Origin of the sequence: Bradyrhizobium macuxiense, assembly GCF_007993935.1 — a bacterium.
In the GTDB taxonomy this organism is placed as follows: domain Bacteria; phylum Pseudomonadota; class Alphaproteobacteria; order Rhizobiales; family Xanthobacteraceae; genus Bradyrhizobium; species Bradyrhizobium macuxiense_A.
In genome coordinates, this window is sequence record NZ_VITY01000007.1 from 248,397 (window position 1) to 272,998 (window position 24,602).

The 24,602-nt window shown below is 65.5% G+C and carries 22 protein-coding genes; 11 read left to right on the forward strand and 11 right to left on the reverse strand.

What is annotated here, in order from left to right:
* Positions 1-40 precede the first annotated feature (40 nt).
* Entirely contained in the window at positions 41-1,237 is a 1,197-nt protein-coding gene (gene metK, locus FBZ93_RS20200; protein ID WP_146987818.1) for a methionine adenosyltransferase, read from the forward strand.
* Positions 1,238-1,363: 126 nt separating this feature from the next.
* Positions 1,364-2,791: an adenosylhomocysteinase gene (ahcY, locus tag FBZ93_RS20205; RefSeq protein WP_146987819.1), complete on the forward strand. Its 1,428-nt coding sequence runs from the start codon at positions 1,364-1,366 to the stop codon at positions 2,789-2,791.
* A 356-nt stretch (positions 2,792-3,147) separates the two neighbouring features.
* Here the strand turns inward: ahcY and FBZ93_RS20210 are convergent, their stop codons facing one another.
* The 3 genes from FBZ93_RS20210 to FBZ93_RS20220 form a co-directional block, all read right to left on the reverse strand.
* The gene (locus FBZ93_RS20210) at positions 3,148-3,942 is read right to left on the reverse strand and encodes an IclR family transcriptional regulator (protein WP_146987821.1); all 795 of its coding nucleotides are present in this window, start codon (positions 3,940-3,942) and stop codon (positions 3,148-3,150) included.
* 220 nt (positions 3,943-4,162) lie between these two features.
* Positions 4,163-5,881, reverse strand: a complete 1,719-nt coding sequence (locus tag FBZ93_RS20215; RefSeq protein ID WP_208764034.1) for an FAD-dependent oxidoreductase — start codon at positions 5,879-5,881, stop codon at positions 4,163-4,165.
* A gap of 10 nt (positions 5,882-5,891) precedes the next feature.
* Positions 5,892-7,091 carry an ABC transporter substrate-binding protein gene (locus tag FBZ93_RS20220; protein ID WP_146987825.1) on the reverse strand — a complete coding sequence of 400 codons (1,200 nt, stop codon included), beginning with the start codon at positions 7,089-7,091 and terminating at the stop codon, positions 5,892-5,894.
* A gap of 353 nt (positions 7,092-7,444) precedes the next feature.
* Between FBZ93_RS20220 and FBZ93_RS20225 the strand changes: the two genes are divergently transcribed.
* A complete protein-coding gene (locus FBZ93_RS20225) occupies positions 7,445-8,374 on the forward strand; it encodes an aspartyl/asparaginyl beta-hydroxylase domain-containing protein (RefSeq protein WP_050423163.1) in 930 nt (309 codons plus the stop codon).
* 168 nt (positions 8,375-8,542) lie between these two features.
* Here the strand turns inward: FBZ93_RS20225 and FBZ93_RS40690 are convergent, their stop codons facing one another.
* Entirely contained in the window at positions 8,543-8,698 is a 156-nt protein-coding gene (locus tag FBZ93_RS40690; protein WP_167350189.1) for a hypothetical protein, read from the reverse strand.
* Positions 8,699-9,134: 436 nt separating this feature from the next.
* Here FBZ93_RS40690 and FBZ93_RS20230 point away from each other — a divergent pair, with 436 nt between their 5' ends.
* The gene (locus FBZ93_RS20230; protein WP_146987827.1) at positions 9,135-10,832 is read left to right on the forward strand and encodes an NAD-dependent malic enzyme; all 1,698 of its coding nucleotides are present in this window, start codon (positions 9,135-9,137) and stop codon (positions 10,830-10,832) included.
* Here the strand turns inward: FBZ93_RS20230 and FBZ93_RS20235 are convergent.
* Both FBZ93_RS20235 and FBZ93_RS20240 read right to left on the reverse strand, forming a co-directional pair.
* Positions 10,829-12,094 (reverse strand): MFS transporter, encoded by a 1,266-nt coding sequence (locus FBZ93_RS20235; RefSeq protein WP_146987828.1) that lies wholly within the window; start codon positions 12,092-12,094, stop codon positions 10,829-10,831. The two genes, FBZ93_RS20230 and FBZ93_RS20235, sit on opposite strands and share 4 nt — an antisense overlap.
* Before the next feature lie 31 nt (positions 12,095-12,125).
* Positions 12,126-12,584 (reverse strand): cupin domain-containing protein, encoded by a 459-nt coding sequence (locus FBZ93_RS20240; protein WP_146987830.1) that lies wholly within the window; start codon positions 12,582-12,584, stop codon positions 12,126-12,128.
* 113 nt (positions 12,585-12,697) lie between these two features.
* Here FBZ93_RS20240 and FBZ93_RS20245 point away from each other — a divergent pair, with 113 nt between their 5' ends.
* The 3 genes from FBZ93_RS20245 to FBZ93_RS20255 all read left to right on the forward strand — a co-directional run bounded on the left by FBZ93_RS20245 (position 12,698) and on the right by FBZ93_RS20255 (position 16,000).
* Positions 12,698-14,122 carry a PLP-dependent aminotransferase family protein gene (locus FBZ93_RS20245; protein ID WP_208764035.1) on the forward strand — a complete coding sequence of 475 codons (1,425 nt, stop codon included), beginning with the start codon at positions 12,698-12,700 and terminating at the stop codon, positions 14,120-14,122.
* Between the two features lie 116 nt (positions 14,123-14,238).
* On the forward strand, positions 14,239-15,603 hold the full coding sequence (locus tag FBZ93_RS20250; RefSeq protein ID WP_146987834.1) for an MFS transporter: 1,365 nt from the start codon (positions 14,239-14,241) through the stop codon (positions 15,601-15,603).
* Positions 15,604-15,622: 19 nt separating this feature from the next.
* Positions 15,623-16,000 carry an SPW repeat protein gene (locus tag FBZ93_RS20255; RefSeq protein ID WP_167529121.1) on the forward strand — a complete coding sequence of 126 codons (378 nt, stop codon included), beginning with the start codon at positions 15,623-15,625 and terminating at the stop codon, positions 15,998-16,000.
* An 88-nt stretch (positions 16,001-16,088) separates the two neighbouring features.
* On the opposite strand, the gene FBZ93_RS20260 is transcribed toward FBZ93_RS20255, so the two are convergent.
* Positions 16,089-16,361, reverse strand: a complete 273-nt coding sequence (locus FBZ93_RS20260; protein WP_246667564.1) for a hypothetical protein — start codon at positions 16,359-16,361, stop codon at positions 16,089-16,091.
* A 204-nt stretch (positions 16,362-16,565) separates the two neighbouring features.
* Here FBZ93_RS20260 and FBZ93_RS20265 point away from each other — a divergent pair, with 204 nt between their 5' ends.
* Positions 16,566-16,796, forward strand: coding sequence for a hypothetical protein (locus FBZ93_RS20265; RefSeq protein ID WP_146987837.1), 231 nt, complete (start codon positions 16,566-16,568; stop codon positions 16,794-16,796).
* Between the two features lie 173 nt (positions 16,797-16,969).
* On the forward strand, positions 16,970-17,272 hold the full coding sequence (locus FBZ93_RS20270) for a hypothetical protein (protein WP_146987839.1): 303 nt from the start codon (positions 16,970-16,972) through the stop codon (positions 17,270-17,272).
* 62 nt (positions 17,273-17,334) lie between these two features.
* On the opposite strand, the gene FBZ93_RS20275 is transcribed toward FBZ93_RS20270, so the two are convergent.
* Positions 17,335-18,036 (reverse strand): fumarylacetoacetate hydrolase family protein, encoded by a 702-nt coding sequence (locus FBZ93_RS20275; RefSeq protein ID WP_050423170.1) that lies wholly within the window; start codon positions 18,034-18,036, stop codon positions 17,335-17,337.
* Between the two features lie 150 nt (positions 18,037-18,186).
* On the opposite strand from FBZ93_RS20275, the gene FBZ93_RS20280 reads away from it, so the two are divergent.
* Positions 18,187-19,365, forward strand: coding sequence for a dipeptidase (locus FBZ93_RS20280; protein WP_146987841.1), 1,179 nt, complete (start codon positions 18,187-18,189; stop codon positions 19,363-19,365).
* A gap of 75 nt (positions 19,366-19,440) precedes the next feature.
* Here FBZ93_RS20280 and FBZ93_RS20285 read toward each other — a convergent pair whose 3' ends face one another.
* Positions 19,441-21,252 carry an ABC transporter ATP-binding protein gene (locus FBZ93_RS20285; RefSeq protein WP_146987842.1) on the reverse strand — a complete coding sequence of 604 codons (1,812 nt, stop codon included), beginning with the start codon at positions 21,250-21,252 and terminating at the stop codon, positions 19,441-19,443.
* A gap of 108 nt (positions 21,253-21,360) precedes the next feature.
* The gene (gene galE, locus FBZ93_RS20290; protein WP_146987844.1) at positions 21,361-22,374 is read right to left on the reverse strand and encodes a UDP-glucose 4-epimerase GalE; all 1,014 of its coding nucleotides are present in this window, start codon (positions 22,372-22,374) and stop codon (positions 21,361-21,363) included.
* A 137-nt stretch (positions 22,375-22,511) separates the two neighbouring features.
* Here galE and FBZ93_RS20295 point away from each other — a divergent pair, with 137 nt between their 5' ends.
* The gene (locus FBZ93_RS20295; RefSeq protein WP_146988138.1) at positions 22,512-23,552 is read left to right on the forward strand and encodes a glycosyltransferase family 4 protein; all 1,041 of its coding nucleotides are present in this window, start codon (positions 22,512-22,514) and stop codon (positions 23,550-23,552) included.
* On the opposite strand, the gene waaF is transcribed toward FBZ93_RS20295, so the two are convergent.
* The gene (waaF, locus tag FBZ93_RS20300) at positions 23,534-24,598 is read right to left on the reverse strand and encodes a lipopolysaccharide heptosyltransferase II (RefSeq protein WP_146987846.1); all 1,065 of its coding nucleotides are present in this window, start codon (positions 24,596-24,598) and stop codon (positions 23,534-23,536) included. The two genes, FBZ93_RS20295 and waaF, sit on opposite strands and share 19 nt — an antisense overlap.
* Between the last annotated feature and the right edge of the window lie 4 nt (positions 24,599-24,602).

A 24,602-nucleotide genomic window follows, 5' to 3' on the forward strand; every position in this document is an offset into this window, starting at 1 on the left:
CAACCAACGTCGGACTTCGACGAAACAAGGGGTTTGCTTGATGCGCGCGTCTTATCTCTTCACCAGCGAGTCGGTCTCGGAAGGCCATCCGGACAAGGTCTGCGATCGTATCTCGGATGAGATCGTCGATCTGTTCTACCGCGAGGGACCGAAAGCGGGCATCGACCCGTGGCAGATCCGCGCGGCCTGCGAGACGCTCGCGACCACTAACAAGGTGGTGATCGCCGGCGAAACGCGCGGCCCGAGTTCGGTTACCAACGAGCAGATCGAGGGCGTCGTGCGCGGCGCGATCAAGGACATCGGATACGAGCAGGACGGCTTCCACTGGAACACCTGCGACATCGAGATCCTGCTGCATCCGCAGTCGGCCGACATCGCGCAGGGCGTCGACGCGCTGCAGCCGGGCGAGGTCAAGGAAGAGGGGGCCGGCGACCAGGGCATCATGTTCGGTTACGCCACCAATGAGACGCCGGACCTGATGCCGGCGCCGATCTTCTACGCCCACAAGATCCTGCGGCTGATCTCCGAAGCGCGCCACTCCGGCAAGGAGAAGGTGCTGGGTCCGGACTCCAAGAGCCAGGTCACCGTGCAGTACGAGAACGGCAAGCCGGTTGGCGTCCGCGAGATCGTGGTCTCGCACCAGCATCTGGTCGAGGACCTCACCTCCAACCAGATCCGCGACATCGTCGAGCCGTATGTGCGCGAGGCGCTGCCGAAGGAGTGGATCAACGGCAAGACGATCTGGCACATCAATCCGACCGGCAAGTTCTTCATCGGCGGTCCGGACGGCGACTCCGGCCTGACCGGCCGCAAGATCATCGTCGACACCTATGGCGGCGCGGCTCCGCATGGCGGCGGCGCGTTCTCCGGCAAGGATCCGACCAAGGTCGACCGCTCGGCTGCTTACGCTGCGCGCTACGTCGCCAAGAACATCGTCGCGGCCGGTCTTGCCGACCGCTGCACGCTGCAGCTCGCCTACGCGATCGGCGTGGCGCGTCCGCTGTCGATCTACATCGACACCCACGGCACCGGTAAGGTGTCGGAGGACGAGCTCGAGAAGGCGGCGGCCAAGGCGATGGATCTGACCCCGCGCGGCATCCGCAGCCATCTCGACCTCAACCGCCCGATCTACGCGCGCACCTCGGCCTACGGCCATTTCGGCCGCACGCCGGACAATGAGGGCGGCTTCTCCTGGGAGAAGACCGATCTCGTCGAGCCGCTGAAGCGCGCGCTCTGACACTCGTGCCATTCCGGGGCGCTCGCGGGAGCGAGCGAACCCGGAATCCTTAATCCTCACTTCCAGATTCCGGGTTCGCCGCTGCGCGGCGCCCCGGAATGACCAGTTCAACAACAGGACGCTCAAATGAACGCCCCCACGAAGCCCGGCTTCACCGACTACATCGTCAAGGACATTGCGCTCGCCGATTTCGGCCGCAAGGAAATCTCGCTGGCCGAGACCGAAATGCCCGGCCTGATGGCCACCCGCGAGGAGTTCGGCCCCAAGCAGCCGCTGAAGGGCGCGCGCATCGCGGGCTCGCTGCACATGACGATCCAGACCGCCGTGCTGATCGAGACGCTGGCCGCGCTCGGCGCCGACATCCGCTGGGTCTCCTGCAACATCTATTCGACCCAGGATCACGCCGCTGCGGCAATCGCCGCCGCCGGCATTCCGGTGTTCGCCGTGAAGGGCGAGACGCTGACCGAGTACTGGGACTACACCGCCAAGCTGTTCGACTGGCATGGCGGCGGCACCCCGAACATGATCCTCGATGACGGCGGCGACGCCACCATGCTGGTACATGCCGGCTACCGCGCCGAGCAGGGCGACACTGCCTTCCTCGACAAGCCGACCTCCGAGGAAGAGGAGATCTTCTACGCGCTGGTCAAGCGCCTCCTGAAGGAGAAGCCGAAGGGCTACTTCGCCGAGATCGCCAAGAACATCAAGGGCGTCTCGGAGGAGACCACCACGGGCGTGCATCGTCTCTACGAGATGGCCAACAAGGGCACGCTGCTGTTCCCGGCGATCAACGTCAACGACAGCGTCACCAAGTCGAAGTTCGACAACCTCTATGGCTGCCGCGAGTCGCTGGTCGACGGCATCCGCCGCGGCACCGACGTGATGCTGTCGGGCAAGGTCGCGATGGTCGCGGGCTTCGGCGACGTCGGCAAGGGCTCGGCTGCCTCGCTGCGCCAGGCCGGCTGCCGCGTCATGGTCTCCGAAGTCGATCCGATCTGCGCGCTGCAGGCGGCGATGGAAGGCTATGAGGTCGTGACGATGGAAGACGCGGCTCCCCGCGCCGACATCTTCGTCACCGCCACCGGCAACAAGGACATCATCACCATCGACCACATGCGCGCGATGAAGGATCGCGCCATCGTCTGCAACATCGGTCACTTCGACAACGAGATTCAGATCGCGAGCCTTCGCAATCTGAAGTGGACCAACATCAAGCCGCAGGTCGACGAGATCGAATTCCCCGACAAGCACCGCATCATCATGCTGTCGGAGGGCCGCCTCGTGAACCTCGGCAATGCGATGGGCCACCCGTCCTTCGTGATGTCGGCCTCGTTCACCAACCAGACGCTGGCGCAGATCGAACTCTGGGCCAACAACAAGGACGGCAAGTACGCCAAGAAGGTCTACGTGCTGCCGAAGACGCTCGACGAGAAGGTCGCCCGCCTGCATCTCGCCAAGATCGGCGTCAAGCTGACCGAGCTGCGCAAGGACCAGGCCGACTATATCGGCGTCAAGCAGGAAGGTCCGTACAAGTCGGATCACTACCGCTACTGAGCTGCGCTGACTGCGATCGATGAAATGAAGAGCCCCGGCATCGTCCGGGGCTTTTTGCTGGGCGACGCGCCCGCAACAGATCGGTTGTGGTCGACGCTCTTACGTCACCAAATCCACCTCCGTCGTCCCTGCGAAAGCAGGGACCCATACGCCGCGGCGGATATTGTTGCAGGGACTCGTCGTTCCAACACCGCCAACAATGAGCGATTGTGGTTATGGGTCCCTGCTTTCGCAGGGACGACAGTGAGTTTGTTGCCCGGTCTGCGAGTCATACCGTCCGCATTCGTGCGACATGGTCTGCCCGAGCTGTGCTTGTCGTTCCGCCCTCTGATGAACAGAGGGCGCCGTAGTCCCCGTCACTCCGCCTTACGCGCCGTGCCGTGTCCGAGCTGCCGCGAGATCTCGCCGGCGCAATCGCGCAGCGCGGCTGCGATCGCGCTGTCCCAGCCGGCGTCGAAGGTGCCTTCCGGGCCCATCGCTGTTATGACCAAAGCGACGTGGCCGGCGTGATCGAACACCGGGGCGGCGAAGGCGTTGACGCCTGGCAAGGGATCGCCGATCGCGCGCGCGAGACCGCGACTCTGGACCTCGGCAAGCATCTCCGTGTTCTTCGCGCTGATGGTCTCGCGCTTCGGATTGTAGCCGACGCCGAGCCGATCGAGGCCGCTCTCGAGCGCGGTCTTGACGGCGTTCGGCGGCATGAAGGCGGCGAAGGCGCGGCCGGTCGCGGTCTCGAGCAGCGCCACCACCGATCCGACGCGCATCGCGATATGCACGGGGTGGCTCGGCTCCTCGAGCCGCACCACGGTCGCGCCGTGGGTGCCCCACACCGACAGCGACACCGCATGATTGATACTGTCGGCGAGCGCGGCGATCTTGGGCGTCGCGATCCGCACCGCGGACTGCCGGCGCAGGCTGATCAGGCCGAGCTCGAGCGCCAGCGCCCCGATCTCGTAGCGGCCGGTGGTCTCGTCCTGCTCGATCAGGCCGATGCGCGAAAAGCTGACGAGATAGGGATGCGCCTTGGCCGGCGGCATGCCGGCCTCGCGCGCGAGATCGCGCAGCATCATCGGCTCGCCGCTGCGGGCGAGCGCGCGAAGCAGCTCTCCGCCGACCTCGATCGATTGTATGCCGCGGCTTTCTCTCGTCATGTGGCCCTGTTCGTGTTCGCGCTTTGGCAATTAGCAGGAAACCATGCGGACTGCGAGACACGGGGCGCGGGACGTTCTCGCAACCACATTCGTCCCCACTCCGTCATCCCCGCACAAAGGCGAAGCCTTTGTCGCTGGAGGTGCGAGCTCTTGCGAGCCTCGAAGGATGCACGGCCCGGCTGGTGGCCGTCGATCCTTCGAGACGCCGCTCCGCGGCTCCTCAGGATGACGGGACTTCCTGCGCCGAGCCGGCGATGTGCTTGCCCGCGATGTAGCCGAAGGTCAGCGCGGGGCCGAGCGTGATGCCGGCGCCGGGATAATTGCCGCCCATGATGCTCGCCATGTCGTTGCCGGCGGCATAGAGGCCGGCGATCGGCTGACCGTCGGCGTCGAGCGCGCGAGCATTGGCGTCGGTGCGGATGCCGGCATAGGTGCCGAGATCGCCGATCACCATCTTGATGGCGTAGAACGGCCCGTGCTGGATCGGCGCGATGCACGGATTGGGTCCGTGCAGCGCGTCGCCCTGATAGCGGTTATAGGCGCGCGAGCCCTTGCCGAAGGCGGGATCGCGCCCCTCGGCCGCGGTCGTGTTGAACTCGGCGACGGTCACCTCGAACGCCCCGGCGTCGATGCCGGCCTGCGCGGCGAGCTCTGCGAGCGTCGCGCCGCGCTTGAGATAGCCGGTCTTCAGATGATGGCCGAGCGGCATCGGGCGCGGCGGCACACAGCCGAGACCGTATTTGCGCAACGTCTCGTGATCGCAGACGAGATACGCCGCGATCTCCTCGCCGGGCGTCGCCGCCCTGATCATCGCCTGCACGAAGTCGTGATAGGAATTGCCCTCATTGGCAAAGCGCTTGCCGTCAGCCATGACAGCGATCACGCCCGGCTTGGCGCGATCGATGAAGTGCGGCATCACGCCCTTCGAGCCGTCCTTGCGCGTGGTGACCGAGACCGGCACCCAGGCCGCGGCATTCGGCAGCGAGTCCTCGACGCGGCCGCCGGCGGATTCCGCAAGCCGCAGCCCGTCGCCGGTGTTGCCGACAGGACCCGGCGAATAATGTTCCTTGCCGGTCGGTGCATGCGGAAACATCTTCTGCCGCCGCGCGACGTCATGCGGGAAACCGCCGCAGGCGAGCACCACGCCGCGTTTGGCGTTGACGCGGACGGCGCGGCCCTCGCGCACGACGATTGCGCCGCGCACCACGCCGTTCTCGACGATCAACTCGCGCACCGGCGAATTGAGCCAGAGCGGGATCTTGAGGTCGAACGCGGATTTCGCCAGCCGGCCGGCGAGCGCGTTGCCGTTGGTCAGCGTCATGCCGCGGCCGTTGCGCATCACGTCAATCGCGTGCTTCGACAGCCGCTTGGCGACATAGGCCGCCGAGGTCAGCGACCGCGTCGCGCGCATGAAGTGCACGATCTCCTTGCCGGAGCCGAGCATCATGCCGAACACGGTGAGCTCGGGCAGGGGGCTGCCGAGATTCTTCAGGGCGTCGCCGAGCTCGTGCGCGTCGAACGGCCGCGTCACCATCGAGCGGCCGCCCTGCGCGCCGCCGGGCGCCTCGGCATGATAGTCCGGGAAGGTCAGCGGCATGTCGAAACGAACCGCGGTCTTCGTCGTGAAGAAGTCGACCGCCTTCGGCCCCTCGGTCAGGAAGGCATCGACGCGTGCGGCATCGAAGCTGTTGCCGGCCTCGTGACGCAGATAGGTTTTTGCCTGGTCGGGGCTCTCCTCGATGCCCCAGGCCCTGGCCAGCGAGGTGCCGGGAATCCACAGCCAGCCGCCGGAGCGCGCCGTGGTGCCGCCGAACCGCGGCTCCTTCTCGACGACGAGGACCTTCAGGCCATGATGGCCCGCGGTGACGGCGGCCGACAGCCCGCCGCAGCCGGAGCCGACGACGAGCGCATCGCAGTCATAAGTTTCTTCGTTGGCCACGCGATCGATCCTATTTCTTGAGCAGCGGGCACTTGGATTCGGAGACCGGACGAAACGCGTCCTCGCCCTTCACCGTCTTGATGATGTCGAGATAATCCCACGGCTCCTTGGATTCCGAGGGCTTCTTCACTTTCGCCAGATACATGTCGCGGATGACGCGGCCATCCTCGCGCAATTTGCCACCATGCACGAAGGTGTCCTCGATCGGCAGCTCGCGCATCTTGGCCATCACCTTCTGCGGGTCGTCGGTGCCGGCGGCCTTGATCGCCTTCAGATAATGCAGCACCGAGCCGTAGACGCCGGTCTGGATCATGGTCGGCATTACATTGGTGCGGGCGAAGAACTTCTTCGACCAGGCGCGGGTTTTCTCGTCCATGTTCCAGTACGACGCCGTCGTCATGTAGGTGCCCTGCGCGGCGTTCAGCCCGATCGCATGCACGTCGGTGTCGAACATCAGGAGGCCGACCAGCTTCTGGCCGCCCTGCACGAGGCCGAACTCGCCGGACTGCTTGATCGAATTGTCGGTGTCCTGGCCGGCATTGGCGAACGCCACCACATCCGCCTTCGAGCTCTGCGCCTGCAACGCAAACGAGGAGAAGTCGGCGGTGTTGGTCGGGTGCCGGACGCCGCCGAGCACCTTGCCGCCCATCTCGTTGATGAAGCGGGTGGCGTCCTTCTCGAGCTGTTGGCCGAAGGCATAGTCCGCGGTGATGAAGTACCAGGACTTGCCGCCTTCCGCGATCACCGCCGAGGCCGTCACTTTCGACAGCGCGTAGGTGTCGTAGGTGAAGTGCACGGTGTTGGGGCTGCACAGCTCATCGGTCAGCGAGCTCGCGCCGGGACCGGACAGCAGCGCGATCTTGTTGCGCTCGCGCACCATGTTGTGCACGGCGATCGCAATGCCGGAGTTGGGAATGTCGACGACGGCGTCGACCTTGCCGTTGTCGAACCAGCCACGCACGATCTGCACGCCGACATCGGTCTTCATCTGGTGGTCGGCGGAGACGATCTCGATCGGCTTGCCGAGCACCGTGGGGCCGAATTCCTCGACCGCCATCTTGGCTGCTTCGACCGAGCCCGGGCCGGAATTGTCGCGGCCCCAGCTCGACAGGTCGGTCAGCACCCCGATGCGCACGACGTCGTCGGAAACCTGGGCATGCGCGGCCGTCGTCATGACAGCGAGAATGGCTGCCGCCAAAATTTGTCTCATCGTTCCTCCTCTGGATGTCCGCATTCTCTGGCGGTTCGACCCGGAATTAGGAATTATCAAATCTATTTGTCAATGGCGAATTTAGATGTGTGAATGTTGTCACACAGTGGCCTCCTCGAATGAGGCGGCGCTTCACATTTGGTGAGCATACGCTTACATGGCTGATCCGGGATGGCACTGCGGGGCTTCCAGCTCACGCCAGAGCTTGCGGCAGTACCAAGTCACTATGAACAGGGGAATTTTCGCGGACGGCGGCGCGCTTCGCCGCCCGCGCGGAGCCAGCCTTCATCGGGATCGGCTCTTGCGGGGGCGGTGCACGAAGAGCGTCGGCGGGCTGCGATCATAGACGGAACATGTTGAGACAGCTCTTCGCGCCGCAGCTCGTTATTCTCTACGTGCTGGCGGCCTCTACACTCTACGTCCACTTCCGCGGCAGGCAGCGGCTGCGCTTCGCCCGCCAGCTCGGCGATCACTCGACCTATCTCGCACCCTACAATGTGCTGATGTATGCGGGCTCCGCGGTGCCCAACACGCCGGTGATTCCGGTCGAGCAGTTTCCCGAGCTGAAGAAGCTCTCCGACAATTGGGAGACGATCCGCGACGAGGCGACGCGGCTGTTCGACGAGGGCTTCATCCGCGCCGCCGCCAAGAACAACGACTGGGGCTTCTATTCGTTCTTCAAGAGCGGCTGGAAGCGCTTCTATCTGAAATGGTACGACGACTTCCTGCCGTCGGCCCGCACGCTGTGCCCGCAGACGGTGGAGCTGCTCAACTCGATCCCGAACGTGCACGGCGCGATGTTCGCGATGCTGCCGCCCGGCGGCAAGCTAGGGGCGCATCGCGATCCTTTCGCGGGCTCCTTGCGCTATCACCTCGGCCTGGTGACGCCTAATTCGGACCAGTGCCGCATCCTCGTCGACGGCGTCGAATGCGTCTGGCGCGACGGCGAGGCCTTCATGTTCGACGAGACCTTCATCCACAGCGCCGAGAACAAGACCGACGTCAACCGCATCATCCTGTTCTGCGACGTCGAACGGCCGATGAAGTACGGCTTCATGACCAGGATGAACCGCTGGGTCAGCCACAACATCGTCAAGGCGTCGGCGACCCAGAATGTCGACGGCGAGCATGTCGGCGCGCTGAACAAGGTGTTCGGCAAGCTCTATGAGCTCCACCTCGGCAGCCGCAAGGTCAAGGAATGGAATCGGAACGTGTACTACACGCTCAAATATTCCGTGACCGCGCTGATCCTCGGTCTGATCGTGGTGTCGGCGCTGCGGTGATGGGGATGCGTAGGGCGGATTAGCGAAGCGTAATCCGCCGTCGCGCCGCGGACGAGATGGCAGATTACGCCTTTCGGCTAATCCGCCTACGATTCATGGACAAGCAAAAGCCTCGGAGCATGCTCCGAGGCTTTTTTGTCTGGGGATAAGCTGCGCGGCGTAGCAGCGTCAGTCGCGTTCGAAGACCTTGGCGCCGGGGTAGACCCGTCTCGCGTAGGCGACGACCCACTCCCGGTCCTGGGTTTCCAGGAACGGCGTTCGGATCTTGCACGACCCGACGATGAGGTGCCACAGGCCATCCAGCTTCTGAATGTTGACGATCATCTGAGTGTTCCTCGAGAACCCGCGTTCTTCCCGCAATAGTCGTGCGCTTCGCTCCCCGGAGCCGTGATCCCGATCACAGATTTCGCAACACAGCTCGCGCCGGGCGAGGCTTGCTATCGTGTCGGCAGAGAGACACCGGGAACTGTGCATCCGATGAAGTAGCCGCGAGTATAAGAATCACGCGCCATCGCTCTACTGTACGAGCGTAAGCGCAGGGCACCACAAAGATTCAGCGAGGCTATACCAAGGTATGCTGATGTTTGTCCGGCGGTGTTGCAGCGGTGCATTGCCTGAGTGACTTTTCCACGACGTCCATCGACCCAGCCGCGATGCCAGCTACCGTTCAACTTTGCGCGGCCCGGCAGCTTTCGTGCTCCGATCCGTTACATGAGGGTGATACAGTTCCATCAGGCATTTCGTATTGAGGGACCTTGTCATGTCGGGGACTGCAGGAGTTTTCGCCACCACCGCGCTCAGCGGCTACGAGCTGTTGGCCGATCCGCAGCTGAACAAGGGCACGGCGTTCTCCGAGGCGGAGCGCGAGGCGTTCGACCTGCACGGCCTGCTGCCGCCCAACATTTTGACGCTGGACGAGCAGGTCTCGCGCCGCCTCGAGGCGCTGCGCGGTTACGAGACCGACATCGAGCGCTATGCCTTCCTGCGCGAATTGCAGGACACCAACGAGACGCTGTTCTACGCGCTCCTGGTCAGCAATCTGGAAGAGCTGCTGCCGATCGTCTACACGCCGACCGTCGGCGAGGGCTGCCAGAAATTCAGCCGGCTGTTTCGCAAGCCGCGCGGTCTGTTCCTCAGCATCCCGCACCAGCACCGGATCGATCGCATCTTCGCCCATCCGCGCTTCGATCACGTCGAGGCGATCGTGGTCACCGACGGCGAGCGCATCCTCGGCCTCGGCGACCAGGGCGCCGGCGGCATGGGCATCCCGATCGGCAAGCTCGCGCTCTACACCGGCTGCGGCGGCCTGCATCCGGCGACCACGCTGCCGATCATGCTCGACGTCGGCACGGACAATCCCGATTGCCTGGCTGATCCGCTCTATGTCGGCTGGCGCAATGAGCGCGTTCGCGGCCAGCAATATGACGACTTCATCGAGGCGTTCGTCTCGGCGGTGGTGAAGCGCTGGCCCCGCGTCCTGCTGCAATGGGAGGACTTCGCCAAGAACAATGCGACGCGGATGCTCGAGCGCTACCGCGACCGGCTCCTGACCTTCAACGACGATATCCAGGGCACTGCGGCGGTGGCGACCGGCGCCTTGCTCTCCGCCATCAACGTCACCGGCGTGCCGCTCACCGAGCAGCGCGTCGCCGTGCTTGGCGCCGGCTCCGCCGGCTGCGGCATCGCCAGCCTGATCCGCGCCGCGATGGTCGATGCCGGCCTGCCTGAGGGCGAGGCGGCAAAACGCTTCTACATGGTCGACCGCGACGGGCTGCTGCTCGAGGGCATGAGCGGGCTCGCACCGTTCCAGCTGCCGTTCGTGCAGAGCAAGCAGGCGATCGCCGGCTGGCAGCTCAGCCATCCCGACAAGATCGCGCTGCTCGACGTCGTGCGCAACGCACGGCCGACCGTGCTGATCGGCGTCTCCGGCCAGGCCGGCGCGTTCTCCGAGCCGATCGTCCGCGCGATGGCCGAGTGCAACAAGCGGCCGGTGATCTTCCCGCTGTCCAACCCGACCTCGCGCGAGGAAGCGACGCCGGTCGACATCGAGGCCTGGACCGAGGGGCGGGCGCTGATCGGCGTCGGCAGCCCGTTCCCGCCGATCATCCGCGACGGCGCGCGCTTCAAGGTCGACCAGACCAACAACTCCTACATCTTCCCGGGTGTCGGCGTCGGCGCGCTCGCAGTCGGCGCCAGCCGGGTCAGCGACGGTATGTTCATGGCCGCCGCCAAGGCGCTCGCCAGCGTCTCGCCCGCCCGCAACAACCCGAAGCACAATCTGCTGCCACCGGTCAGCGCGCTGCGCGAAGTGGCACTGACAGTTGCGCTGGCGGTGGCGCTGCAGGCGCACAAGGAAGGGCTCGCCAAGGATGTTCCGATCGACCAGGTCGAGGCGCGCATCCATGCCAAGGTCTGGACGCCGCGCTACGTTCCCTATCGGCGCAGCGATCGGTCCTAGAACCGGCTTTCGATTCGGCGCACGTCAGGGCGTGCGGGCGTCGCCTCGGCAGGCACGCCCGCGTCCCGCCGGATGCGTTGTCGCGATGTGATCCAGCCAAGAGCGAGCGCGGCAAGGCCGAAGCCAACACAGAGCGCACAGACCGCCGCCCATCCGTCGTGCGTCCAGGCGACGCCGGCCAGCGCGGAGCCAGCGGCTCCGCCGAGGAAGAACAACCCGGTATAGAGCCCGTTGAGGCGGCCGCGGATCTCCGGACGCAAGCTGTTGACCGCGTGCCGTCCGAGCGTCTGATCGCCGATCACGCCGAGATCGACGATGACCGCGGCCAGAACCAGCAGCAGCAACGCGGTGCCGCGGTGCATCGCCGGATCGAAGCCAAGCCGATCCGCACCGAAGATGAGGGCGAGGCCGGACCCGGCGATCACGCAGAGATGGGCAAGGCGCGTCGCGGTCTCGTCGAGACGCCGATCGGCGGCCCACCCGGCGACCGGCGCCACGATCGCCCCGCCGATACCGGCAAGGGCAAACGCGCCGATCCCGATCTGTCCCAGCCCGAACGGAGGCGCCGCGAGCAGCAGCGGCACGCCGGTCCAGAACGCGCCGAAGGCCCCCATGCACAACGCCTGGCAAGCCGCGCGCCGCTGCAGCACCGGCTCGCTGCGCAGCACGATCCAGAGCGACGAGACCAGTTCGAGAAAGCTCAAGCGGCTGGATTGCGAACGCGCAGGCACGATCAATGCACAGGCAAGGCAGACCACCGCGAGCGCCGCGGCGTCGGCGAGGTAGGCTCCGCGCCAGCCGAAAAGGCTGGCCGACAGGTTGGCGCTCGGTCGCGACAGCAGCACGCCGATCATCAGCCCGCTCATCACCTTGCCGATCACGCGGCCGCGCGCCGCTGGCTCCGCAAGACCGGCTGCAAGCGGCACGACCATTTGCGTGGCGCTGGTCGTCAGCCCCACGATGAACGCGCTGAGCAGGAAGAGCGTCGCCGAGGGCGAGTAGGCCGCGGCCGCCAGCGCAAGGGTCCCGGTCAGGAGCGTCGTCAACATGACGGAGCGCATCCGGAAGATATCGATCAACGGGACGAGCAGCACGAGCCCGGCGGTGTAGCCAAGCATCGGCATCATGGCGATCAGGCCGGCGGCGCTTTCCGTCAACCCGAACGACGCGGCGATCGGGACCGAGAGAGACTGCGCGGCGAACAGCGGCAGCACGATCACTGCGATCGCCGCGCTCAGTGCGGCTGTGAGAGCACTCTGCATCGTCAAGAGATCCCGGGGCGTTGCATGACCATTACAGCGGCTTCATCAGATCCGCGGCGGTTGCGTCGCGCGGAGCGATGTAGATCGCGAGCAGGGTCGCGGGCTCGGTCGAACTCGGGTTGTGCGAAACGCGATGAATGGCGCCGGCCGGCTCCCACCAGGCTTCGCCGGCGCTGTAGGTCCGTTCCGGGCCGTCGCCGACCTGCGATGCCACCATGCCCGACACGACATAGGCCATCACGCCGTTGGCATGGGCATGCACGGGCGATCCCGTTCCCGGAGGATACGTCACCTCCACGAGCGTGATGTCGCGCGCCGGATCGCCGGGCAGCGCCTGCTTGATCACGTCGCGCCGGGAGGACTGTTTCGTTCCCGCTGCAGAGTGTTGCGGCTGCGCATTGGCGTCCGATCCTCGGGCAGCCGCGAGGGCCGCGAGCAGCGCGGCGATCGAGGCGCGATTGAAGTCGCGTCGAAGGATGGTGGATGTCATGTCGTGGGCTCCTGCGTTGGTCCATGGCCACCATCTAGCGAGCGGATGGTCTATTCAGAAGAGCCAAGAGGCGCCATATTGACTAGGCCATGATGAAACGCAGCAAGAGACGGGTGACCGGGTTGGTTCGCAGCGGCGGCATGCCGCTTTCGCGCCAGCTCTATGAGCGTTTCCGGCACGCGATCGCATCCGGGCAGCTACGGCCGGGCGACCGGCTGCCTTCGATCCGCGGTCTTGCCGCCGAGCTCGCCATGGCGCGCGGCACGGTGGATGCCGCCTATGCCATGCTGGCCGGGGAGGGCTATGTCGTCACGCGCGGTCAGGCGGGAACGATCGTGTCGCCGGAGCTGCGCGACGCCGCGGCGCTCGATGACGTCGCGACGTTTCCGGCCCGGTCCAGCAGCCAGCCGCGTGGCCGCGCCGATCCTCTGCTGCTGCAGATGGGGCTGCCTGCGATCGATCTCTTTCCGCGCAAGCTCTGGACCCATGTGATCGCGCGAGAGGCGCGGCGGAGCTCCGCTTCAGACATGATGTATCCGGATCCGGCCGGCTTCGAACCGTTAAGGCAGGTGATCGCGGCTTATCTGGTGTCCTCCCGCGGGATCGCGTGCGACTGGCGCCAGGTGCTGGTGACCAACGGGTTTCAGGGCGGCCTCGATCTGGCGCTCCGCATCCTGCTGCGGCGTGGCGACCGCGCCTGGATCGAAGACCCCTGCTTTCCGCCCGTGCGAAGCGCACTTGAACTGGCCCGCGCCGGACTGGTCGCCGTACCCGTCGATTCCGATGGGATGCGGGTCGGCGACGGCATCAGGCAGGCGCGGCGGGCAAGGCTCGCGGTCGTCACGCCCTCGCATCAGAGCCCGCTCGGCGTATCGCTTTCGCTGCCGCGCCGCATGGAGCTGCTTCGGTGGGCGAACCAGGCAGATGCCTATGTCATCGAGGACGACTATGACAGCGAGTTCCGGTTTGTCGGCCGGCCGCTGCCGGCATTGAAGAGCCTCGATCGCGGCCAGCGCGTGATCTATTCGGGGACGTTCAGCAAGACGCTCTTTCCCGGCTTGCGGCTCGGCTATCTGGTTCTGCCGGATCGTCTGCTCGACAGCTTCATCGAGGTCAGCGCCAGCTATAGCGGCGGCTTCAATCCCTTCGCGCAGCGGGTCGTCGCGGGCTTCATGGCGGAAGGGCACTTCGCGCGCCATCTGAAGCGGATGCGGAAGCTGTACGCGGCGCGCCGCGCCGCCCTGGCTGCCGCGCTGACCGCCGAATTCGGCGAGCGCATCAGGATCGAGTTGCAGCCGGGCGGCATGCACCTGCTGCTTCGGTTCATCGGCCGCACGCAGGATGCACGGCTAGCGCAGCTTACCAGGGGCGATGGATTTGGTGCCGAGCCGCTGTCGAGCCGCAGCATTCGGCACGACTGCGGGCAGGGCCTGCTGGTCGGCTTTACCAATGCGGCCGAGGCCGATGCGCCTGCGATCGCGCGGCGGCTCAGGCGCGCAATCGAGCCCGTGGCCGAGCGGCGAGCGCGGACCGACTAAAGTTCTAGGCGCTGCGTTCCATCCCGTTGGAACCTTCGGTGCGGCCGTGTCGTTTGTACTCAAACGACCCGAATACTCGACATCCACCCGGGGGCTTGTCCGAGGGAGACGCTCCCATGGTAACACTCAGCCCGACAACTGGCTCGACACTCGGCCTCGACGCCAACCAACTCACGTCAGCGGAGCATCAGCTCCAGCTGCGCCGTGCGGTGATCGCCTCCACGGTCGGGACCGCGATCGAATGGTACGACTTCTTCCTCTACAGCACCGTCACCGGCCTCGTTTTCGCAAAGCTGTTCTTTCCGCATTCCGATCCTTGGGTCGGCACGCTGGAAGCCTTCGCGATCTATGCGGTCGGCTTCATCGCGCGGCCGATCGGCGCTGCGATCTTCGGCCACTATGGCGACCGCATCGGCCGCAAGTCGACGCTGATCGCAACGCTGCTGTTGATGGGACTGGCCACCGCGGCGGTGGCGTTGGTGCCGACCTATTCCAGCATCGGCATCTGGGGCGCGGTGATCCTCACCGTGCTGCGCTTCATCCAGGGCGTCGGTGTCGGCGGTGAATGGGGCGGCTCGGTGCTGATGTCGATGGAATGGGCGCGCAACGATCGCTCGCGCGGACTGATCGCCTCCTGGCCGCAATTCGGCGTGCCCTGCGGGCTGTTCCTTGCCAATCTCGCCGTGCTGGCGTTCAGCCAGATGTCGGGCGAACATTTCCTGGCGTGGGGCTGGCGCATTCCGTTCGCGCTCAGCATCATCCTGGTCGGCGTCGGCCTCTACATCCGGCTCGGCATCCTGGAAACGCCTGTGTTCACCAAGCTGCTGGCCAAGCGTCAGGTCGATCGCACGCCGATGCTGACGGTCATCAGGGACCATCCGAGGGAGATCCTGCTGTCCGCCTTCGCGCGGATGTCTGAGCAGGCGCCGTTCTACATCTTTACCGCCTTCGTGTTCTCCTACGGCATCGGCACGCTGCATTTCTCGCGCGATTTCCTGCTGACCGCGGTGCTTTCGGCCTCGGTGCTGTCGTTCGTCTCCATCCCGGTATTCGGGCACGTTTCCGACCAGATCGGCCGCAAGAACATGTACATGATCGGCGCGTTGGTGACCGGCATCTTCGGCTTCATCTACTTCGCGATGCTCAACACCGGATCGGCGGCGATCGTCTTTCTCGCGATCGTGCTGTCGCTGATTCCGCACGACATGCAGTACGGCCCGCAGGCCGCGCTGATCGCCGAGAGCTTTACCGGACGGCTGCGATACAGCGGCGCCTCGCTCGGTTACCAGCTTGCATCCGTAATCGCGGGTGGCCCGGCGCCGTTGATTGCGACCTGGCTGTTCGGCCGATTCCATTCGGCAACGGCGATCGCGATCTATATCGCGGTCTGCGCCGTCATCACCCTGATCGCGACCGCGCTGATGACCGACTTCACCGGCAAGGACATCAATGCGCCGGATGCGCATCCGCAGCGAATTTGAGGCAGCAAGGGAGCAATCGATGAAGAACTGGCGAAAAGAATCCGCACTTGATCTCTACAATCTGGCCGCAGCGATCTTCCTGCTCGCGGCGCCATGGCTGTTCGTGCATGCCAATCCGACGGCAGCGATCGATCTCAGGATCAGTGGTGCCGCGATCGCGATTATGTCGCTGGCCGCGATCGCAGCGTTCGCGATCTGGGAGGAGTGGATCAATCTGTTCGTCGGATGCTGGCTGATCGTCTCGCCCTGGCTGCTCGGCTTCACCCACACCCGCGCGATGCATTTTGCCATCGCCGCGGGTGCGGTGGTCGCGTTCATGGCGCTGCTCGAACTGTGGCTCGAATACGAGAAGACGCATCTCGGTCCGGCCGCGCCCCAGGCCGCCGAAAGACATTAGGAGCCGCCGCGGGCGCGATCGCGGATTGACCCTTTCTTTTGAGCATGATCTCTCCGGAAAACCGCTTCGCACTTTTCCGGATCATGCTCTAGCAGCCGCGGCAAATGCCCCTGATCTTGCGGTCGACGATCGCATCCTCCTGATCGATGATCTGCTGCGACGCCGATGCCGCCGCCGGAATGTCGGCGGCGCGTGGCTGGCGATGGCCAACCGGCGCCGACCACGGTCGCGTCGCGGTTTCGTTTGAAGCGTTGGCGTTGGGCTCCTGCACCGCCGATTGTGCGAAGGAGGAGGTCGCCATTGCCGCGGACAGGATTGCAGCGAGGCCAATCTGTTTGCCAAGTCGCCGAAGATCGCTCATGAGAAATCTCCATGTCGTCATCGCCGCGTTTGTGCGCGGCCCTGGTGAATGGAGTGCCTCTGTCGTTCCGGTATTCCCCCGCTCCATCTGATGTGATGCGACGATCGCGGTTCGGTGATCGCGCGTGAGGAAATATTTTCGAACGTTGACGGTCTTGGGTCACAGGAGCCGAGCTTGGTCGGCTTCATCACGCGGAGAAATCCTATGACCAAATTGACCTTCGCTGCGCTTGCGCTGGTTGCGGCAGCTGCGTATTCGGCTCAGGCGTCGGCCGCCGCCAACAACAATGCTGCGGCGCGGCGCGCCCATGCTTCGGTGACGACGACGACACCGGTCAGCAGCAAGACGACCGACTGCGTGCGCGCGCCGAACGTCGGATCGTTCGCGACCGCGCCCTTCACCGAACCGCCCTGCATGCCCGGCACGATGCGCTGACCACACGCAGCGGAAAGCCCCGGACCTCCGGGGTTTCCCGGCCATGCGCGGTCGTCGGGATGCGACCGGGATTGAGCGTGACCCACGTCACAGGCCGGCTGCTGCGATCATGCGAACAGTGCGGCGTCGGAGCTGGCGCATGGTGCCCCGGCCCGAGTTCAAGGAGACGTCGCATGACACGCAATTCGCTGATTGCTTTCGCCGCCGTTGTCGCGTTCGGCGTTACCGCGCTGGGCTCCGCACAGGCGGGTGGACTTCACATGGTGCCGCCGAAGAATGTCGGCGCGAAACTGCCCCCTGGCGGCTCAGGCGGCTCGAGCGGCTCGAGCGGCTCGGGCGGTTCGGGTGGCCCGCATCGCCAGCCGGTCGATCCGCCGCCTTACCTCGGAACGGGTTACAGCGGTGACAGTGCCGGTGGCAGCGGAGGCGGCGGATATTTCGGCGACCCCAATCATCCCGGCCACGAGCAGTTCTGAAGACGCAAACGGCCCCGAACCAGGTTCGGGGCCGCGGTCTGCGGGCAGATTGGATCCGAAGTCTACTCGGGCTTGCCGATCGTCACGGCGAGCTTGCCGACGCCGTCGACGCCGCATTCGAGCTTGTCGCCGACCTGCAACTGCGAGACGCCGGCGGGCGTGCCGGTCATGATGATGTCGCCGGCGGCGAGCTTCACTTGCTGCGAGAGCTGCCAGATGATCTCAGGCACGTTCCAGATCAATTCGTTGAGGTCGCCCTTCTGCGCTTCCTTGCCGTTGACGGTGAGCCAGATCTTGCCGCTCGATGGGTGGCCGATCTTCGAGGCCGGCTGGATCGCGGAGCAGGGCGCGGAATAGTCGAACGACTTGCCGATCTCCCAGGGCCGCTCCTTCTTGCGCGAGGCGATCTGCAGGTCGCGGCGGGTCAGGTCGATGCCGACGGCATAGCCGTAGACATGCTCGAGCGCCTTGTCGGCGGGAATGTTGAGTCCGCCGCTCTTCATCGCCACCACCAGCTCGACCTCGTGATGCAGGTCCTTGGTCAGCGGCGGGTAGGGGATCGTCGCGCCATCAGGCACCAGCATGTCGGCATGCTTGCCGAAGAAGAACGGCGGCGCACGCTCGTCATTGCCCATCTCCCTGATATGCTCGAGATAGTTGCGGCCGACGCACCAGATGCGACGGACCGGATAGGTGCCGGATTCGCCGACGACGGGAAGCGAGGGCTGCGGAGGAAGCGGAATGACGGTGGAGGCGGCGTTCATGAACGGGTCCCGGAGGGTTGAAGGAGGGAGCGCGGGCGGTTTTTACGCGCTTAAGCCGCTCAGGGCTAGGGGCTGCGATTGCGTCAGGCGCAGAGGTGAGGCCAGCTTTCCGCCGAGCGCGGCCGGCTGCGGCCGGCGAGGGTGATGCCGATGCGGAGGTGGCTTTCGATCGGCCTTGCCCTGATCGCCGCGGTCCTGTTCGCCTCCGCCGTCCGGTTCTTTGTGGTGACCCCGGAACGGATCGACCGGGGCCAGAACAAGGTCCAGCGCGTGGCCGTGGACATCACGCCGGCCGCGCAAGCCTTGCAGGCGACGCTCGACCTCGCGGACATGCATGCAGACAGCCTGCTGTGGAAGCGTAACCTGATCGCGCGATCGGATCGCGGCCATATCGACCTACCGCGCCTGATCGAAGGCCGCTACGCGCTGCAGGTGTTCTCGTCGGTCACCAAGTCGCCCAAGGGCCAGAATTATGATGCCAACGCCGGCGACACCGACACGATCACGAACCTCGCCATCATCGATCTGCAGCCACCGCGGACCTGGTTCTCGTTGCTACAGCGCTCGCTATGGCATGCCGAGAAATTGCACAGCTTCGCCGACAAGTCCGCCGGACGGCTGCGCGTGATCACGACCGCGGCCGACATCGATCGCCTGCTCGCGGACCGCAAGAACGGCATGACGGTGGTCGGCGGAATGCTCTCGATCGAGGGCCTGCACGATCTCGAGGGCAACATCGACAATCTCGACGTGCTCTACGCCGCCGGATTCCGAATGGCCGGTCTCGCGCATTTCTTTGATAATGATATCGCAGGCTCGATGCACGGCGTGGCCAAGGGCGGGCTGACGCCGCTCGGCCGGCAGGTGGTGCAGCGGATGGAAGCGATGGGGATGATCGTCGACCTCGCCCACGCAAGCCACGCGGCGGTCGCCGACGTGCTGGCGATGGCGAGCCGCCCGGTGGTGTCGAGCCATGGCGGCGTTCAGGCGACCTGCAAGGTCAACCGCAATCTCACCGACGATGAGGTGAGAGGTGTCGCGCGCACCGGCGGCGTGGTCGGCATCGGCTTCTGGCAAGGCGCGGTCTGCTCGCTCGATCCGAACAACGTCGCACGCGCAATCGCCCATGTCCGCGACCTCGTCGGGATCGACCATGTCGGCCTCGGCTCGGATTTCGACGGCTCGACCACCACGGGCTTCGACGCGAGCGGGGTTGCCGTCGTAACCCAGGCCCTGATGTCGAGCGGGTTCTCCGAGGACGACATCCGCAAGGTCATGGGCGGCAACGTCCTGCGCGTATTGCGCGCAGGCATTGCCCCGAAGGGATGAAGGCGACGAGCTGTAGATTCTCGTTCTGACGCGTTTTCTTCACGCGAACCGGAATCCACTTCGCTGGAAAACGCTCTAACCCGTGGCGCTGATCGGCGCCAGCGCCAGCGGCGACGGGTCGTGATGGTGCTGCAGGCGGAAGAACGAGGCGTAGCGGCCGCCGCGGCGCAGCAGCTCCTCGTGACGCCCGCGCTCGACGATCTCGCCGCCCTCGACCACCAGGATCGCATCGGCATGCATGATGGTGTGCAGGCGGTGCGCGATCACGATCGTGGTGCGACCTTGGCAGAGATGCTCGATCGCCTCCTGCACCTGCTTCTCCGATTCCGAGTCGAGCGCGGCGGTGGCCTCGTCGAGCAGGATGATCGGCGCGTTCTTGATCAGCGCGCGGGCGACCGCGATGCGCTGACGCTGTCCGCCGGACAGTTGCGTGCCGTGCTCGCCGACCGGCGTATCGTAGCCGAGCGGGAAGCTCATGATGAAGTCGTGCGCGCAGGCGGCCTTGGCGGCGTCGATGATCTCGGCCTCGCTGGCGCCTTGCTTGCCGAACGCGATGTTGGCGCGGATGGTGTCGCGGAACAGATAGACGTCCTGGCCGACATAGGCGGTCTGCTGGCGCAGCGACTTGCGGGAGACCTGGGAGATCGACTGTCCGTCGATCAGGATCTCGCCATCGCTCGTCTCGTAGAAGCGCAGCAGCAGGGCAAGCACCGTCGATTTGCCGCCGCCGGAGGGACCGACCAGCGCGGTCACCTTGCCGGGCTCGGCCACGAAGCTCATGCGGTTCAGCACCGGCTCGCCGGGCCGATAGGCGAAGCTGACGTCGCGCAGTTCGATCCGCGCGTCGGAGAGCTTCAGCGCCGGCTTGTCGTCGTCGGCCTGTTCGCTCGCCGGGCTGTCGACGACCTCGAGCAGCATCCGCGCACCGACCAGCTGGCTGTTGAGGTCGATGTTGAGCCGCGCCAGCCGCTTGGCCGGCTCGGTCGCCATCAGGAAGGCGGTCAGGAAGGTGAAGAACTGGCCCGGCGTGGAACCGAGCGCAACCACGCTGTAGCCGCCATACATCAGGCAGCCGGCGACCGCGAAGCCGCCGAGCATCTCCATCAGCGGATTGGAGCGGTTGGCGACGCGCGCCATCTTGTTGGCGTTGCGCTCGACGATCGCAATGTTCTCGTCGATCCGCTGCTGCATGGTGCCTTCCAGCGTGAACGCCTTCACGGTGCGGATGCCCTGCAGCGATTCCTGCATCGTCTCCATGATGTCGGCGGTGCCGGTGAACTGGTTGTGGGCAAGGCCCTTGATCCGCTTCACCAGCCTGCGCAGCATCAGCATCGCCGGCGGCACCGCCACCAGCCCGATGAACGACATCAGCGGGTCCTGCCAGACCATCACGGCGAGCATGCTGATCAGCATCAGGAAGTCGCGGCCGATCGCATTGACCAGCATGTTGAGCACGTCGGTGATCGACTTGGCGCCGGCGGTGAGCCGCGCCAGGAATTCCGACGAGTGCCGCTGCGAGAAGAAGCCGATGCTTTCGCTCATCAGCTTGGCGAACAATTGGCGCTGGTTCCGCGCCAGGATCGCGTTGCTGATCTTCGACAGGATCACCATGTGGCCGTAGGTCGCCACGCCTTTGACGAACAGCAGCACCACCGTGACCCCGGCGAACATGGCGATGCCGGGGATGTTCTTGTCGACATAGGCCTGATTGATGACCTGGCCGAGCACATAGGTGGCGGCGGCGGTCGAGCCGGCCGCAACCGCCATCAGGGCGAACGCCGTCAGATAGCGCCGCCAGTAGGTGATCCCCTGTTCCGTGACCAGGCGGCGGATCAGGATCGCCGCGCCGTAGGGATCGTCGGTAATTTTCTTTGGAAACTGAGCCATCCGCGTTCCATTGACGGCGGGCAGCGCCGGCCGTCAGGGTTGCGGACCTCCTTGCCCGCTTGGCGGGGCTTTTTCAAGCACAATAACGGCTTGATAACGGCTTGATTTTTAGGCCGATTCTGCCTGTCGCGCGGCGCCACCGCGCTCCCGGAACAGCTTCTCCTCCCAGGCCAGCGCGTGGCTCGCGATGGTCTCGAGATCGTCGTAGCGCGGAGTCCAGTCGAGCAGCGAGCGGATCCTTCTCGTATCCGCCACCATGGTCATGATGTCGCCGGGCCGGCGCGCGGCATAGGCGACGGCAAAATTTCGCATCGAGACCCGGCGCACCGCCTCGATGGTCTCGAGCACCGAATAGCCGCGGCCATAGCCGCAGTTCATCGTCACCGATTGACCGCCGGCGCGCAGATAGGCCAGCGCCGAGCGGTGCGCCTCGACGAGGTCGCTAACATGGATGAAGTCGCGCACGCAGCTGCCGTCCTGGGTCGGATAGTCGGTGCCGAACACGTCGATCTTGGCGCGCTGGCCGGTCGCGGCCTCGACCGCGATCTTGAGCAGATGGGTGGCGCCGATGGTGGCAAGGCCGACCCGGCCCTTCGGGTCGGCGCCGGCGACGTTGAAGTAGCGCAGCACGACATAGTTCATGCCATGGGCGGAGGCGACATCGTGCAGCATGATCTCGGTCATCAGCTTCGACGAGCCGTAGGGCGACAGCGGACGGGTCGGCGCGATCTCCGGCACCGGTGCCTGGTCCGGATTGCCGTAGACTGCTGCGGTCGAGGAGAAGATGAAGCGGCTGACGCCGCCCTTCACGGCGGCGTTGAGCAGGCTGCGCGTCGTCATGGTGTTGTTGCGGTAATAGCCGAGCGGATCGCGCATCGAATCCGGCACCACGACCGAGCCGGCGAAATGGATGATGCTGTCGATGCCATGCTGTGCGATCACGCCCTCGACGAGGTTCTCGTCGCCGGCGTCGCCGATGAACAGCGGCACGCCTTCGGGCAGGAACGCGGAGAAGCCGGTGGAGAGATTGTCGACGACGACGACGCTCTCGCCGGCATCGACCAGCGCATGAACCATGTGACTTCCGATATAGCCGGCACCGCCGGTCACGAGCACGGTCATGGATAGAGCTCTCCCGATATCTTTAACCGGCGATGCTAGCGGCAGTGCGGTGAAGAGGGGGTTTCGCCGCGGCCGAACTGGCCACTATGCTTAATGTTGCGTATAGGAACTGGCGCGAAACGGAGACTTGCGTGCCGATCGAGAACACACCTGCCGGCGAGCTGCAGCTCATCGTGCCGAACCTGCACCGACGCTATTCGGGTGTCACCGCGACCAACCGCATGGTCGCGCCGAAGCTTGCAAAGATGTTTCGCGCGGGCTGGCTCGGCTCGCATCGGCCTGACGGCATCGACGCGATGGGATTTGCCGATCTGATGCGGCTGTGGCGGCGCGCGCAGCCGCTGATCTGGCACGCGCGGCGCAATGACGAGATGATTGCAGGGCTCGTGCTGCGCGCGCTCGGCTGGCCGCTGAAGCTGCTGTTCACTTCGGCCGCGCAGCGTCATCACACCTGGCTGACGCGCTGGCTGATCCGCAACATGGACGCGATCATCGCGACCAGCCCGCTGTCGGCCTCGTATCTCAAGCGCGAAGCCACCGTGGTGATGCATGGCGTCGACACCGACCGTTATGCGCCGCCGCCCGATCGCGCGAGCGCCTTCGTCGAGAGCGAATTGCCGGGGCGCTATGCGATCGGCTGCTTCGGGCGGGTGCGCGCGCAGAAGGGCAGCGACGTGTTCGTCGAGGCGATGTGCAGGCTGCTGCCGCGCTATCCCGATTTCACCGCCGTCATTGTCGGCGCCGTGGTGCCGGAGCAACTGGCTTTTGCCAATGAGCTGAAGCGCAAGATCGAGGCCGCCGGTCTGCAATCGCGCGTCATCATCACGGGTGAATTGCCGATCGAGGATGTCGTGCGCTGGTACCAGCGGCTGACGATCTACGCCTTCACCTCGCGCAATGAGGGCTTTGGCCTGACCCTGATCGAGGCGATGTCGGCAGGCGCGGCGCTGGTCGCCGCGCGGGCGGGCGCAGCCGAGTTCGTCGTCGAAGACGGCGTCACCGGCGTGCTGACGCCGCCGGGCGATGCCGACGCGCTGGCGGCCGCGCTCGAGCCGTTGATGCGTGATCCGGCATCGGCCGCGGCAATGGGGGCGCGGGCGCGGCAACGAGTTGTGGATAAGTTCAGCCTCGATGCCGAGGCCAATGCCATCGCCAAGGTCTATCGCGCGTTGATCTGAGCCAGCACGCGCTCGGCGATGTCGACGACCTCCTCGGCCGCGATGTCGCGCATGCAGCGATGGTCGTTCATGGTGCAGACCGTGCGCTGGCACGGCTGGCACGGCAGCTTGCTCTTGGTCTGCCGCACGGTCGCGGCGAGGCCATTGAGGGGGGCCCAGAGATAGGGATCGGTCGGGCCGAAAATGCCCATGGTCGGGGTGCCGATCGCGGCCGCGATGTGCATCAGGCCGGAGTCGTTGGAGATGGCGACACTGGCCGCGGCCATCGCCAGCACGCCGTTGCGCAGATCGGTGCCGGTGAGATCGCGGACCCGGGCGCCACCGGCAGCCACGATCTCCTGCGCCAGCGCCTTCTCGCCGGGCCCGCCGACCACCCAGACGTCGAAGCCGCGTTCGGCGAACAGCCGCGCAGCTTCCGGATAATAGGTCCAGCGCTTCGAGACCCCGACCGAGCCGGGTCCGAGCGCGATGGCCGGACCGCTGCCGAGGCCGTTGGCCTGCCGCCATCGGCTGACGTCGTCGGCGGGAACCCGGAGCTGCGGCACTGGCCATTCCGGCGGGCGGGCGGCGCCATCGGGAAGCGCCAGGATGGCGTTCTTGTCGATGAAACGCGGCTGTTGCTTCTCGCCCCATCGCATCGCGTTGATCAGGCCGAACCGCGCCTCGCCGAAGAAGCCGACCCGCTCCGGGATGCCCGCCAGGGCCGGCGCGATGGCCGCCTTCCAGGTGCGCGGCAGCACCAGCGCGGTGGCATAGTTCCGCTCCCGAAACTCGGCAGCCAGGGCCCGCTGCCGGGCCAGCGCCAGCCGGCTGCGCGGCAGGTCGAAGGCGATTCCGGCGCGAACCCCGGGCATATAGTCGACCAGAGGGGCGCAAAGCCTTGATGTCAGAAGGTCGACCGGCCGGTTGGGCCAGCGCTTGCGGAGCACCCTGACCACGGTGTGGCCGCGCACGAAGTCGCCGATCCATAAATAGGGCACGACGAGGATGGGTCTGGTATCCTCGGCATCCTGGGTTTCGACATCAGATATTGAATCGATATTCATTTCT